This window comes from Nonomuraea sp. NPDC049158, assembly GCF_040648335.1.
In the GTDB taxonomy this organism is placed as follows: domain Bacteria; phylum Actinomycetota; class Actinomycetes; order Streptosporangiales; family Streptosporangiaceae; genus Nonomuraea.
This window is the reverse complement of the sequence record NZ_JBEZDM010000018.1, coordinates 72290-85195: the sequence shown is the minus strand read 5'-3', so window position 1 is coordinate 85195 and position 12906 is coordinate 72290. Positions and strand designations below refer to the sequence as shown.

Here is a 12906-nt window from a genome sequence, read left to right as displayed (position 1 = left end):
CCGTTGATGATCAGATACGTGTGCCAGGCGCTCGGCCGGATCGTGCTGAAAGGGCCAGGGGATCCCCACGACCACTGCCGCGCCCCGTTGAAGGAGTTCCCGGCGTTGCTCGACCTCACAGAGCAGGTGACCGATCGGCATGTCGGCACCGAGATCGCCGGCTCCTGCCTTCGGACCGCTTCTACGCTGGCCAGCGGTCCTGGCGGCGTCCAACGGGGCCGGCCGACACACCTGGGGAACCCTTCGACGGAAGTACTGGGTGTGCGGCACATGAGCGGTTGATGAGCGAAAGTCAGGCAAGGGCTGTGAAGGCCCGGACATGCTGGAGTTCGAGCCTTCGTTTCGGGGCATGCCGTGAGGTGCTTACTCGTCCTGTACTGCGTCTCCGGACAGGCGCCGTAGCGCCCGGGCTTCCTTCTCCTCTTCGTCTCGCCAGGCGAGGTAGCGGGCGAGGGCGTGTTGCTCCATTTCGTCTTCGATGGATCGCACTATGGCCAAGGCCCGCTCTTCGAGCTCGCGGCTGTCGATGAGACCGAAAGACAGTTCTCCGCCCAGCGTGATCGGGATTCGGCTGCCGGGCAGGCCCCGCAGAGAGCGGTTGCTCTTCTCCCCGGCCAGAGCATGGAACTCGTCGAAGTCGGCGTCCTCCAGATGCTCCAACGCGTTGCGCACGCCAGCCAAAGTCGCATCACGTTCAGGAGAGGGCTGACGGCGTTCCCGGGCCAGTCGCTGTGCCCATTTCTCCAACTGGTGGGCCGCCCACACCAGCGTATGCTCCTCGGCCCAGAGCGCTCGGAAGTTCCGCTCGAGGTCTGTTTCGGTCGGGCTCCAGTCCTCAAGGCGTTCGTAGTTGCGGTGGTCGCGGTGGAACGTTGCCCGCATGAGGCGAACGCGCTTGACCTGTCGCAGCACCGTCTCGGCCCAGATCCGCACGAACGATACACAGTGCTCCACGACGACAGGGTCCGGCGTGCTCATATCCGGTGACCTTACGTTTGGTGGCCACGGTAGACAAGGCAGCATACGCCGAGGTTCCCCGCCTGCTGCGACGTCCCGCGAGCTCTCCGTGCTCTGAACGCCGGACCGGCGTGCACCCCCTAGGCCAAGCGCGCGGGCGTGCCCGGTGTCGGGGGCCCGACTCGCGCGCGTGCACACCCTCGTAGACGATGTTGCCGCCCATACTGTGGGCCACCACGATCAGCTTCTCCCCCTGCACGCCGCGAGCCGCCTCCAGTTCACCTGCGACAACGTCTACGATCGGCCCCGGATTCTCCAGAAAAGCAAATACGTCGCCCAACAGCAGTGACACCGGTACGCCCAACAGGCGGCGCACGCCGAACGCAGCGCCGGTCCCGGGCCATCCCACCAGGGCTGCCTGAACGCCCACAGCGGCTTGAGTGAGGATCGCGCGGGCTCTTCCCAGAGCGGCATTGCCACCCAGGACCTCGACGGAATGATCCCGATCACGAGCCTGCCCGTCCAGCTGCCGCCCAAGGGGACCTCCCCGCCCGCCCGCGACGCGGCGAGTCTGGCGGAGCTGCTGCGCACCGCCCAGGCCGGACAGCAGGTGCTGGCCGCCACCGCGGGCTGGCTGCTGTCGGAGCGCCGCTCCTCCCCCCGCACCCAGCAGGCCTACATCAAGGAGGCCTCCTGGTGGCTGTGGTGGATGCAGGCCCGCGGCCTGGACCTGACGGCCGTGCCCTATCTGGAGGCCGACCTGTTCGCCGCCGCCATGCGGCACGCCGGCTTCGAGCCCGGCACCAGGCGCCGCCGCCTGTCGGCGCTGTCGAGCTGGTACCGCTACCTCATCCGTGCCGAGGCCGCCACGGTCAACCCGTTCGCCGGGATGGAGCTGCCCAAACGACGCAGCAAGACCACCCGGCACCTCACCGAAGCCCAGCTCGACGACCTCGTCACCTACGCCGTCGAGCACGAGAGCGCGCGCACCGCCGCCATCATCGCCCTGCTCAAGGGCACCGCCTGCCGGATCTCGGAGCTGACCGGCGTCCAGCTGGACGCCGGTCGGCCATGCCGGCGCCCAGCGCATCCTCACACTGCCCGCCAAAGGCGACCGTGACCACCGCGTCGTCATCGCCACCACCACCGGCCAACTGCTGGACGCCTACCTGGCCGAGCGCGGCACCGCGCCCGGGCCGCTGTTCGTCACCCGCAGCGGGCTAACGCTGCAGCGTTCCTACGTGCTGCAGCTCGTCCACCGCCTGGCCGAGAAGGTCGACATCCCCGACCCGCGCAACCTCAGCCTGCACTCCATCCGGCACAGCGCGGCGACCGCGCTGCTGCAGGCCGACGAGCCCCTCGACGTCGTCCAGGCCCTGCTCGGCCACGCCGACCCCCGCACCACGCAGGCCTACCTGCACGTCGACCAGTTGGAGCGCAGTCCCGCCCACCGCGCCGACGCCCGCCTGGCCGCCCGCCTGGCCCGCCACTCACGGCACGACGCCGCGGCGAGCGCGGCTGCGTCCCAGCCAACCAAAAGCTCCGCTCCGCCCTCCCCGACGACGGCCAAGCACAAGACCGGCGCCTGAGCACCAGCCCCGTCACGCCGCTCGCCGTCGAGCCCGCTGCGCCGTCTTCGCCGGATGCGCCGGCGGCCCTATCGGCTGCCGTTATCGATGCCGGGGCCAGCGACGCCGCCCTGACGCCGACGGTGAGCGATGTCCAGGCCGACGCCCCGACGCCCGCGGCCGCCGCCGCTTTCGCTGCAGATCCGTGGCAGGACGACGATGTCTGCTTGGCTCGCTTCGGCCGGCGCTGAGTCCTGTAGGGGTGAGAAAACTGGCGACGCCAGAAAGGGGCCGCGGTCCGCACGATCACGTTGCTTCGGTTTTTGTCGGAACCGGGGCTGCGGGAGCAGATCACCACGATCACCAACAAGGCCGAGGCGTTCCACGGCTACGCGGAATGGCTCATGATCGGAGGCAAGCTCATCGGGCATACAACCCCGACCACCAGGAACGAGTGGTCAAGTTCAACGAGCTGCTGGCGAACACGCGATCTACTCCACCGCGCTGGACATCACCGACGTGGCCAATCAGCTCGCCGCCGAAGGCTACCCGGTCGAGCGCAACGACTTGGCCACCATCACGCCCCTTCGGCGAAAGACCCCCGGAAGGGTGCCGGGGGCCTTTCGTCATTCCGTGAAGGCGCCCAGGACGTCGCCGTACTCGAGGTCGCCCGCGTCCAGGTCACGGGTCTTCCCGGTGCGCACGTCCACGGCGGCCAGGTAGACCTCGTCGTCCTCGTCCGAGAGGCGCACCATCACCTCGTTGGCGTTGAGCCAGCGCTCCACGGTGTCGATCTCTTGGGCACCGTCCTCGTCCACCAGGCGCCGTAGTTTGGTGACGTGTCCGGTGCGCGTATCCAGCGTGATCACGCGCTCGTCGTCGTCGGCCACGGCGAGCGTCCGGCCGTCGGGTGAGAGCGCCGCGCCGCTGATGCCCACCTCGGCGTCGACGCGGAAGCGGCGTCCGGCCAGCTTGATCTTCGTGTCCGACGAGGCCTCGCTCGCCATGGACTCGTCGATCACGCGCTTGCCGTCGTCCGTGATGGCCATGGTCCAGGCGCCGTAAGTCGTCCTGCCCTTGGTGAAGTCAAGCATCGGGCTGTCGGCGCCGCTCTGGAGGAAGTTGACCGCGAAGTAGCGGCCGTTGCGCGAGGAGACGAACTCGGGATCGGAGCCGTGCAGCTGGATCGCGAACGTCTTGTACTTGCCGGTGGCCAGGTCGCGGACCACATAGTCGTTCTGGGTGTCCAGGTAGGCGACGCGCCGGCCGTCCTGGCTGACGGCCACGTCCGGCACCGTCGTGGTCTGCTTGGCGACCTGGGAGGCGTCCAGCCGCCACTCAGTGCCCGACTTGCCCACCAGCCGCCACTGAGCGCACTCCGGGGGCTTGCGCGTGTCGTAGGGGGCGTCGCTGTTGCAGAAGCCTTGATAGGCACGGCTGATCGGCTCGTCCAGGCGCTCCGGCAACGGGTCGGGCTGCGGCTCCTCGGCGGTGGGCGTGGGGGCGAGCTCTGTGGGTGTGAGGTCGGGCTCGGAGATCGGGGCGTCGGCCCGCTGGGCGGCCCTTTCCGCGCTGTTCGCCAGGGCGCTCAGCGCGACTATGGCGAGCGCCACGAACGCGCCGGCGCCCGCGAAGCCCAGGGTGGTGAATACGCTCCGCATCACGAGGCGCCGCCTGAGGACCAGGCGGGGCGCGGTCTGGGCAACGTCCATGGGCACCGCGACGGGCAACTCGGCCGCCAGCCGTACCAGGGCGGGCGACGGAGCGAGCGGAGCCGGTGAGAGCGGGGCCGTCCAGGGGCTCGGGGGCGCCACGAGGTCGTCGGCCTGCCAGGGTGCCGCCCATGGGCTGTCCCCGGGCGCTTCGATGGCCTCATGAGGCCGGGGCTCCGTGGCGGCTTCCTCGCCGAGGTCGAGGAGGTGCGGGTGGGTGGCTCGGACGCGTTCCGTCTCCTCCTGGAGCGCGCCGGGCATCCAGGTGCCGACCAACTGGGCGGCGCGGTGCGGGTCCAGGCCGTCATGGAACTGGGCGACCACAGCCACCCGCCCGAGCGGGGACATCCCGGCCAGCGGGAAGCCTGCGGGCGGCTCCGCGGGGCCGACGAGGTATGCCCGGTAGAGCGTGCTGAGCACTGCCTCGACCGGTCTGTTCCACCGGTGCACGGACCAGCGGCGGCCCGTCGTCACCAGGGCCTGGATGGCCAGGTTCCTGGCGCGTTCCGGGTCTCCTGTCAGGAGGTAGGCCGATCGGGCGAACCACTCCGCATGGTCGGCGGCGAACTGCGATAAGCCATCGTGCTGGGTCAATTGTTCGACTCCTCGTGGAGTTGATCACAGTACGGGGGAGTTGGTCGCCAGGTAAACCCGCGGCGCCATGCCGATACCGCGTACGTCGCATGCATTACGGTGCGAGCAGGGAATCCCTCGGATATGCGGCCCTCACGCAGTGGCTCGTCCGCGCTCGTCGCGCTGCGTCTCCTGGACGGGGCGTGCAGCGCGGCTCCGCCGTCCGGCACGTCGGTCACCGTCTCCGTCGAGCAGCAGCGCCAGGCCCTGACGGTGCTGCTCGATTCCGTCACGCTCATGCCGGGCGAGGACCTCGAACATCTGGTCGCACGGGCGGTAGGAGTCACAACGTGGTCGGTGGGCAGCAGCCGGCGCCGACGGCCCCCGCGTTCGCGGCAGGTCCGTGGCCGGACAACGATGACGCGCCGCATGTTGCCGCAGCCGCCCAGTTCGCGCGCGCCTGGTAGCGCCCGAGGTCGGCCCGCGGCCCATGCCTGCCTAGAAAGGTCACACCGGGCTTCATCGGCCCATGTGGTGTGTCGTAGCAGCATCGGCCGCGTTTCCACACGGGATGGCCAGGCTGCCGTCGCATCCCTGGCGGGAAGAAAATGATAATTGTTTCATCTTGGTTCTTGGGAGAGGGTACGGGCGAAGCCCGTTCCACTATTTTCGACAGCTTCAGTCAAAGGCGGAGAGCACGCCCTCACCCATGGGCTGGCTCTGGCCGCCGCGATCCTGGCCGCCTCCTCCGCACACCCCTGAGCGCTCCTGCAGGGAACCGCCGGTCCCCCTCCCCCGGCCGCCGCGTACTTCCCGTCAACGGGAAGGAACCTCCCAGATGAGCACCGACAAAAGGCCGGACACACACCCGAGGGCGACGGCTCGCCGGAAAGGCCAAGCCAGCCGGACTGGGCACGACGCCTGGCCGACACTGCGCTCGTAGCGCAGGACCGGATCCCACCAGCTCGGCGGTTCCCGTACATCACAGACGCAGCGCGTTGATTTCAGGCAGCGTCGTCCTGGCCATCCTCCTGGTCCTCGTTCTTATCGGCCTGTGATTGCGCCTCACGGTCCAGGCCGTCGCCCGCGCTGGGGCTATCCGGGTTCTTGGCGACCGAGGATTGCACCCGAGCGGCGGCTTTTCCCACGGCGTGTGTTTTGCTACTCATGTCGCCACGTCTACCGGCCGGCGGCTCATCGCTGGGGCAGGCCGGGGCAACCTCCGCGTCAAAGATGACTCGAAGTTCGGCGCGATCCGCTTCATGGGCTTGCCCATCACCATGCTGACGATGTCGGCGTTGTCGCTGGACATCGCGGCCCGGATCGACATGCCGCCCAGGGAGTCGGCGACGCGCTCCAGGTCCTCGACGGCGTACTCGTCGGTGCGCCAGCCCATCGCGCGCATGTGCTCGGCGAGCAGCCGCAGCTTGCCCGCCGTCTCGAAGGCGTGCTGAGCCAGCTCACCGTGAGCCTTCTTCTTCTCGGCGGCCTCGCCGGGAGCGGGTTCGGGGATCATCGCCTCTCGCTTTCTCAGTTGGCGGCATCACGTGGGGCGAGCTTCATGAACTGGACGTAGTGGCCCAGCCAGTCGGCGCCGGGCCCGGTCAGCAGGTCGTGCTCCAGCCCGGTTCCGACCAGCAGAAACAGGATGTGGGGCAGGGTCTTGAACAGGTAGGGCAGTTCCCCGCCGCGCAGGTTCTTGATGCCCTTGCCGCGCAGCGCGCCCTCCAGGTTGGCCAGCACCACCAGGCGCAGCCGCTGCTCGGCGATGACGTGCGTGGTCCAGGCGCTGACGTTCTCTCCGCACGGGCGCGGCCGGCCCAGGTGCTCGGCGATGCCCGGGACCACCTCGGCGGCCGTAGTGCCGACGGGGATGTCCCACCACAGACTGAGCGCGGCGGGGACCTCCTGCTGGCGCAGAAGGGTGCGGGCGGCGTGCGCGGCCACTGTGCGGGCCTGCTCGCGCTCGCCACTGACTGCCACGCCGCGGTCGGTCAGCCGCAGCCACACCCCGAGAGAGCGGCTGAGCCGCGCGGCCGACTCGGCGTCGGACCGCAGGATCGGCGCGGGCTGCTCGTCCTCGACGAAGCACCGCCAGGCGTACGGCGACCAGGCCGCCGGAACGGCCTGCGGAGGGCTGAGGTGCTGGCCGGTGGGGGAAAGGGCCGAAAGGTCCGCCATGGCGCCCAGCTTTCCGGCCTCGATGCCCTGACGCTCTGTGAATGGGAAGATCCACAGCACTCGCGACGTCCCCGGTTCCTGGGGTTCGAGGTCTGAGCCGGGGTAGATCAGCACGCGGAACGGACCTGGAGGCGCCCCTGCCCCAGGCCTGCGCTCCAGCACGCCCAGCGGATATGGCCGCGAGGGGTGCCGCGATTCCCATCGGCGCCGTTGGGCTCTAGCTCGAGGTTCTGACGACGTCGAGTCGGCTGCCCCTCACCACGTGCAGGCCTTGGCATCCGAAGCAGAACCTCCACGAAAGCGCGGCTGACCAAGGCCAGCGTCGGTAACCATCGTGGCGTCTGCCCGATCATCATCAAGATCCGGTTGAGGGCACCTGCGAAGACGTGCGACAGGCTCGCAGCCGCCCTGGCCCCTCTCAGGATGCGGCCATCTTGTTGGCGGTCTTCAGTCCGAAGGAGAGACTTTGTTCGTTCGGCGCTCCATCGGTTCGCACCCGCGAAAGCTTTCGCAAATCGCCAAATACCGCTCCCATATGGTAAAGGCAGGGCTGGCTGCGGAGGTTTCGTCCGACACCGCTTGTTGGCGAGTTCTGACACCGCCGGGCACGTGTCGGTGCCGCGGATGTTGGTTTGCGTCGACACCGCTTCCGCGCCCGACGGGTGTCAGGTTGTCCGCTGCTTTGTGGCTTGGGCCAGACGGTAGGAGTCGGTGCCGGTCTCGAGGATGGTGCCGCCGAAGGTGAGTCGGTCGACGATGGCTGCGCATAGCCGGGGGTCGGTGAAGGTCTTGGTCCAGCCGCCGAAGGACTCATTGGACGCGATCGCAACCGAGGCCTTCTCCTCACGCTCGGTGAGGACCTGGAAGAGGAGTTCCGCGCCGCGGCGGTCGAGTTGCATGTAGCCGAGTTCGTCAATCTATGCGGATATCCGCATAGGTCGACCTATGCCGACATCGCGACTATGCCGAGAAGTATGGTCGCGGGTTCTCATCTGTATGACGGAGCTGGGGTCTTCTTGAAGTTGGCGCCGCAGGGCTCGGCATAGTCGTCGGCTGAGCGCGGTCTCGATGTAAGAGCGCGTGCTCTCAAGCGCGAACAGCGCCACATCTGCTCGATATGGGGCTCCGTCCGGGCTGCCCTGATGGCGCGAGCGGAACTGTCGTTCGTGATCACTAAGGTTTCCACCTGCGACTGGATGGAGGAGACCGTAGTGGCTGAGTTGATCCGCAGCGTCTACGACGAGGCACCGATCTCGTACGGGCGATTTGGCCTGTACGACGTACCCGGCTATGGCCGGGATGTCGTGCAAGAGACCGAACACGGTGCACTGCTGGCCGAGCCCGAGGGCATTTCACTGGGTGGTCTCGAGTTGGTGAGCCAGGCCAGAGCGCGGCTGGCCGGTGTCCAATTGGAGGCATGGGATGCCGAGCCCGAGGATGAACCCGACGAGCCATGGGCAGAGGCGGGGCGGGTTCTGTATTGGAGCCCGGGCGGCATCGTGGCGGTCAGTGGCATGGGATACAGCCCCACGGGACAGAAGCTCCTTCTAGGACCGCCTTGTTTCGCCTACTGGCTGAGCGCCTACACCGGTTCGACACGAAGCGCGCCGACCTCCTGGGATCCCAGCGAAGTCGAAGTCGTCGAGGAGTGCTGGCTGCTGCGGTTCTGGCCGGTGGCGGACGTCGCCGGGCCTGCCCTTCGAGGGGAAGACGGCAGCGGTTACGTGGCCAGGATGCGCGAGATCCTTTCGCTCGGTCCCGGCTCGGTAGCGCCGCGGACGCAGGCGTGGCCCGCGCTGCGCCCGCGGCCGCACCCGGACACTGCCACCGCGGTAATGCGTTTCAACGCGCCGGACCCCGGCCGTGCGATGGTGCGTCACGATCCGAAGGCTGACAGCGCTCCGGAGGCCGAAAAAGGACGCATGGGCGTCTCGTCCGCCGAGGTGGACAATGACCCGCAACTGGTGCACGAGACGCTGGGCGACCTGCTGTACGACGTGCTCGGCAACCTGCCGCAGAACGTGTGGTCCTGGCCGCGGTCGATGCTGGAGGACTACGCGACGCAGTTGCGCGTGGACCGGCGCATCGGCCGGGAGTTGAACCCGGATGGCGCTCCTACGCTGGTGCTGGAAGCATCCAGGGTGCGAACACCGTTCTTCGGGATCGAGCCGGGTTTCAGCGGGCGTGCCTGGGTGTGGGGAGCGGATGAGAACGCTTATGCCGACGTGCTGTCGGTCGACAGGGAAGTGATCGCCCGCGACCGCATCCGTCAGAACACGCTGTTCACGGGGATTGTCACCATCTTGCGCAAGGAGAACGACTTCGTCGAGGTCCGTGCGGCGACGCAGGCGGAGGCCGCACGGGTGATTGACGTGGAGCGGTTGCGCGGCTGACGTCCCAGGCGTCGCCGTGGGTTGGCCTTGATTACCTACCGGGACACGGCCGCCAACGCGCTGCCCAATGTCGGCGTGTGCGTCCCCGGTCAAACCCGCTCCCCGCTCGTCACCGAACTGCGGGTGCCGTGCGAGGCATTCTGCCGCCCATGGAGGGACGGCCCAACCAACGCGCTGAACGTACTGGCCGCCGAAAATGCACCACGCCGTGTCGGCTGAACATGGACCTAGGCCGGGGCCGCGACTGTGCCGAGCACCGAGCTAGGGGAGCTTGCAGAGCAGGGATTCAGTCACCCCCGGCTCGGCATACTCACCTAATGAGCGGAGTCTCGTTCGTGGGAGCAGTAGGGCTCTGGCGAAGGAGGCGAGTGCGATGGCGGGCACGAGGAGGAAGCCTGGCCTGATGGGGGTGCAGGTCGAGGGCTACCGAGCATGGTTGGTGCGGCGGGGTTACGCGTCGGGGACTGTTCGGAACATGCTCACCGACCTGGGGCGGGTCGGGCGCTGGCTGGAGGATACGCAGCTCCGGGTCGACCAATTCGATGAGGAGCGCATGGAGGCGTTCCTCATCGCGCGGCACGAGGCCGGTCAGCGATGGATCCCGGGATCGCGAGCGATGGTGCCGCTGCTGACCTATCTGCGCGAGACCGGGATCATCGTGGCGGAGCCGGCATCGGCCTCACCGCTGGAGACGCTGCTGGAGCAGTACCGCTCGTGGATGGTGCGAGAGCGGGGGTTGGCCCTGGCCACGGTGCTGCGCTACGAGAAGACCGCCCGCCGCTTCCTTCGTGAGCAGGCGACGATCGAGGATGTCTTCGCGCCTGCGGCCCTGACGGGAGCCGACATCAACGCCTTCCTGTTACGCGAGTGCGATCGTGTCTCGGCGGGGTCGGCCAAGGGGCGTGTGGCAGAGCTGCGCTCTTTGCTGCGCTTCCTCTATCTGCAGGGCATCATCGCCTCAGCGCTGGGGACGGCGGTTCCTCCGGTCAGTGGGTGGCGCTTGGCCGGTGTGCCGCCCACCATGACGGCAGCCGACATCCAGGCCGTGCTGGACGGCTGCGACAGGAGCACCGCAGTCGGCGTCCGCGACTACGCGATCATGATTCTGATCGCCCGTCTGGGCTTGCGCTCCATAGAGGTGGCCCGCCTGGAGCTGCCCGATGTGGACTGGCGTGCCGGAGAACTCATCATTCGCGGCAAGGCGGGGCGCCAAGATCGCCTCCCGTTACCCGCCGAGGTCGGGGAGGCGCTGGTCGCCTACCTGTCGACCGGACGCACCTCCGATGGCGCCCGGCGGCTGTTCCTGAGCTGCCGTGCGCCCCGCCGACCGATCCGCGCGGATCTGGTGGGGGATGTGGTGGAGCGGGCCTGTCGCAGGGCGGGCCTGCCCGCAGTGGGACCGCACCGGCTCCGGCACGCCTTGGCCGGTGAACTGCTGCGCAAGGGCGCCGGTTTGGTCGCGATCAGCCAGGTTCTGCGCCATCAAGACCTGGCCACCACCGCCCTTTACGCCAAGGTCGACCTCACCTCGCTGCGCCGGGTCGCCCAGGCATGGCCCGGAGGCATCCGATGAGCGCGCTGCAGCAGGCCCTCGCGGACTACCTGCGACTCCGTCGTTCGCTCGGGCACGAGATGGCCGAGGCGGCCTACTTCCTGCCCGGGTTCGTCGCTTACCTCGACAGCCAGAACACGCAGACCGTCACGATCCGGGCAGCGTTGGCCTGGGCGCAGCAGGCGGACGACGACGGCCGGATGACCACGATCGGGTCACGACGGATGACCGCCGCCCGGGGGTTTGCCCGCTACCTGGCTGGCATCGACCCCGCCACGGAGGTGCCACCGCTGGGCCTCATGCCGCGATGGCAGCGCTGGCGCCCCCCGTTCATCTACTCGCCCTGCGACATCGAGAATGTGATGAGCCGCGCCCGCGACTCGCTACGGCCGGCGCTGCGGGCGGCGACCTACGAAACCTTGATCGGGCTGCTGGCCGTGAGTGGGCTGCGGATCGGCGAGGCCCTCAAGCTCGACCGCGGTGACATCGACTGGGCAGAGGGGATCTTACTGATCCGCGAGTCCAAGTTCGGCAAGTCTCGGCTGGTTCCCCTGCACCCCAGCACGATGCAGGCCCTGCGCTGTTACGACGAGGTACGCGATGACCTTCAGCCCCAACCCATCGATCCGAGCTTCTTCGTCTCCGGCAGCCGCAAGCGCTTAATCTACGCCGTGGTCTCCGAGACCTTCCGGAACCTCATCGCCGAGGCCGGGATAGGCGCCGGCGCCCCCTGGCCGCCGCGGCTGCACGACCTGCGCCACACCTTCGCGGTCCGCACCCTGCTCGGCTGGTATCGCACAGAAGAGGATGTCCAAGCCAAGATCCCGACCCTGTCGACCTACCTGGGGCACCGCGAACCGAGCTCGACCTACTGGTATCTATCGGCCGCGCCTGAACTGCTCGCCCTCGCGGCCACTCGTCAAGAAACAGCTCACCGGGAGGCCCGGTCATGACACTGATCGCCGCGACCCTGCAGGCATTCTTTACCGACCGGCTCGCCAAGCAGCGTCAAGCCAGCCCCCGCACCGTCGCTGCCTACCGCGACGCCCTACGCCTGCTCATGGTTTACGCCCAGCAGCAGACCGGCAAGACCCCCTCCCAGCTCGACTGGGATGACCTGGACACCACCATGATCACGGCGTTCCTGAACTACCTCGAAACGCAGCGGAACAACAGCGTTCGGACCCGGAACGTCCGGCTGACCGCGATCCGCTCGCTCTTCTCCTTCGCCGCCCTGCACCACCCCGAGCATGCCTTGCTCATCCAGCGTGTCTTGGCCATCCCACCCAAACGGTTCGACAAGCGGCTCGTGACGTTCCTGACCGCACTGGAGATCGACGCGCTGCTGGCGGCGCCGGACTCGTCTCGCTGGGAAGGGCGACGCGATCGTGTCCTTATGCTCCTGGCCATCCAGACTGGCTTGCGCGTGTCCGAACTCACCGGCCTCAACTGCGGCGACGTCACCCTCGGCGTCGGCGCGAACGTCCGCTGCGAAGGCAAAGGGCGCAAACATCGTGCCGTCCCACTTACCGGACCCGTTCGGGATCTGCTGCGGGATTGGCTCTGCGAACGCAACAGCGGCCCTGGCGATCCGCTGTTTCCCACCCGCACGGGACGGCGACTCAGTCGGGACGCTATCGCGCTGCGCATCGACACCCACGCCGCAACCGCTGCATCGAGTTGCCCGTCGCTGCGGGGCAAGCGGCTGCATCCGCATGTCCTGCGCCATACCTGCGCCATGTCCCTGCTCCAGGCCGGCGTCGACACCTCCGTGATCGCCCTCTGGCTCGGCCACGCCGGCGTCCGCTCCACCGACGCCTACCTTCACGCTGACATGAGCATCAAGGAGAAGGCCCTCGCCCTCACCACTCCCCAGGAAGCTCCTCCAGGCCGCTACCATCCCAGCGACCAGGTTCTCGCGTTCCTCGAAAGCCTGTGACTATGCCGAGCCGCGGGCGGCGGCGTCCCTG

10 protein-coding genes and 2 pseudogenes are annotated in these 12906 nt (G+C 68.2%); 7 read left to right on the top strand and 5 right to left on the bottom strand.

Going from position 1 to position 12906, the window contains the following annotated elements; translation table 11 throughout:
* Positions 1 to 363: 363 nt before the first annotated feature.
* Positions 364 to 978 carry a hypothetical protein gene (locus AB0B61_RS33020; protein WP_358440204.1) on the bottom strand — a complete coding sequence of 205 codons (615 nt, stop codon included), beginning with the start codon at positions 976 to 978 and terminating at the stop codon, positions 364 to 366.
* Positions 979 to 1453: 475 nt separating this feature from the next.
* On the opposite strand from AB0B61_RS33020, the gene AB0B61_RS33015 reads away from it, so the two are divergent.
* From AB0B61_RS33015 to AB0B61_RS33005, 3 genes and pseudogenes are all read left to right on the top strand, one after another.
* On the top strand, positions 1454 to 2077 hold the full coding sequence (locus AB0B61_RS33015; RefSeq protein WP_358440201.1) for a site-specific integrase: 624 nt from the start codon (positions 1454 to 1456) through the stop codon (positions 2075 to 2077).
* Positions 2046 to 2546 carry a tyrosine-type recombinase/integrase gene (locus tag AB0B61_RS33010; RefSeq protein ID WP_358440515.1) on the top strand — a complete coding sequence of 167 codons (501 nt, stop codon included), beginning with the start codon at positions 2046 to 2048 and terminating at the stop codon, positions 2544 to 2546. The genes AB0B61_RS33015 and AB0B61_RS33010 overlap by 32 nt, the downstream gene beginning before the upstream one ends.
* Positions 2547 to 2818: 272 nt before the next feature.
* Positions 2819 to 2932: pseudogene (locus tag AB0B61_RS33005) on the top strand (Tn3 family transposase); the annotation flags it as partial.
* Between the two features lie 219 nt (positions 2933 to 3151).
* Here the strand turns inward: AB0B61_RS33005 and AB0B61_RS33000 are convergent.
* From AB0B61_RS33000 to AB0B61_RS32985, 4 genes and pseudogenes are all read right to left on the bottom strand, one after another.
* A complete protein-coding gene (locus tag AB0B61_RS33000) occupies positions 3152 to 4831 on the bottom strand; it encodes a hypothetical protein (RefSeq protein ID WP_358440198.1) in 1680 nt (559 codons plus the stop codon).
* 1144 nt (positions 4832 to 5975) lie between these two features.
* Positions 5976 to 6326, bottom strand: a complete 351-nt coding sequence (locus AB0B61_RS32995) for a hypothetical protein (protein WP_358440196.1) — start codon at positions 6324 to 6326, stop codon at positions 5976 to 5978.
* 14 nt (positions 6327 to 6340) lie between these two features.
* Positions 6341 to 6991: a hypothetical protein gene (locus tag AB0B61_RS32990; protein WP_358440193.1), complete on the bottom strand. Its 651-nt coding sequence runs from the start codon at positions 6989 to 6991 to the stop codon at positions 6341 to 6343.
* Between the two features lie 665 nt (positions 6992 to 7656).
* Positions 7657 to 7908, bottom strand: a pseudogene (locus AB0B61_RS32985) (ATP-binding protein); the annotation flags it as partial.
* Positions 7909 to 8202: 294 nt separating this feature from the next.
* Here AB0B61_RS32985 and AB0B61_RS32980 point away from each other — a divergent pair.
* From AB0B61_RS32980 to AB0B61_RS32965, 4 genes are all read left to right on the top strand, one after another.
* Positions 8203 to 9384, top strand: a complete 1182-nt coding sequence (locus tag AB0B61_RS32980) for a hypothetical protein (protein WP_358440191.1) — start codon at positions 8203 to 8205, stop codon at positions 9382 to 9384.
* Positions 9385 to 9859: 475 nt separating this feature from the next.
* On the top strand, positions 9860 to 10957 hold the full coding sequence (locus AB0B61_RS32975) for a site-specific integrase (protein ID WP_358440188.1): 1098 nt from the start codon (positions 9860 to 9862) through the stop codon (positions 10955 to 10957).
* Positions 10954 to 11889: a tyrosine-type recombinase/integrase gene (locus AB0B61_RS32970; protein WP_358440185.1), complete on the top strand. Its 936-nt coding sequence runs from the start codon at positions 10954 to 10956 to the stop codon at positions 11887 to 11889. Before AB0B61_RS32975 ends, AB0B61_RS32970 begins: the two co-directional genes overlap by 4 nt.
* A complete protein-coding gene (locus AB0B61_RS32965) occupies positions 11886 to 12875 on the top strand; it encodes a tyrosine-type recombinase/integrase (protein WP_358440182.1) in 990 nt (329 codons plus the stop codon). The genes AB0B61_RS32970 and AB0B61_RS32965 overlap by 4 nt, the downstream gene beginning before the upstream one ends.
* Positions 12876 to 12906: the final 31 nt, after the last annotated feature.

Coding starts and splice junctions, on each gene's coding strand:
- AB0B61_RS32995 (WP_358440196.1), bottom strand. CDS start 6,326: ATGATCCCCGAACCCGCTCCCGGCGAGGCCGCCGAGAAGAAGAAGGCT.
- AB0B61_RS32990 (WP_358440193.1), bottom strand. CDS start 6,991: ATGGCGGACCTTTCGGCCCTTTCCCCCACCGGCCAGCACCTCAGCCCT.
- AB0B61_RS33020 (WP_358440204.1), bottom strand. CDS start 978: ATGAGCACGCCGGACCCTGTCGTCGTGGAGCACTGTGTATCGTTCGTG.
- AB0B61_RS32975 (WP_358440188.1), top strand. CDS start 9,860: ATGCTCACCGACCTGGGGCGGGTCGGGCGCTGGCTGGAGGATACGCAG.
- AB0B61_RS32965 (WP_358440182.1), top strand. CDS start 11,886: ATGACACTGATCGCCGCGACCCTGCAGGCATTCTTTACCGACCGGCTC.
- AB0B61_RS33015 (WP_358440201.1), top strand. CDS start 1,454: ATGATCCCGATCACGAGCCTGCCCGTCCAGCTGCCGCCCAAGGGGACC.
- AB0B61_RS32970 (WP_358440185.1), top strand. CDS start 10,954: ATGAGCGCGCTGCAGCAGGCCCTCGCGGACTACCTGCGACTCCGTCGT.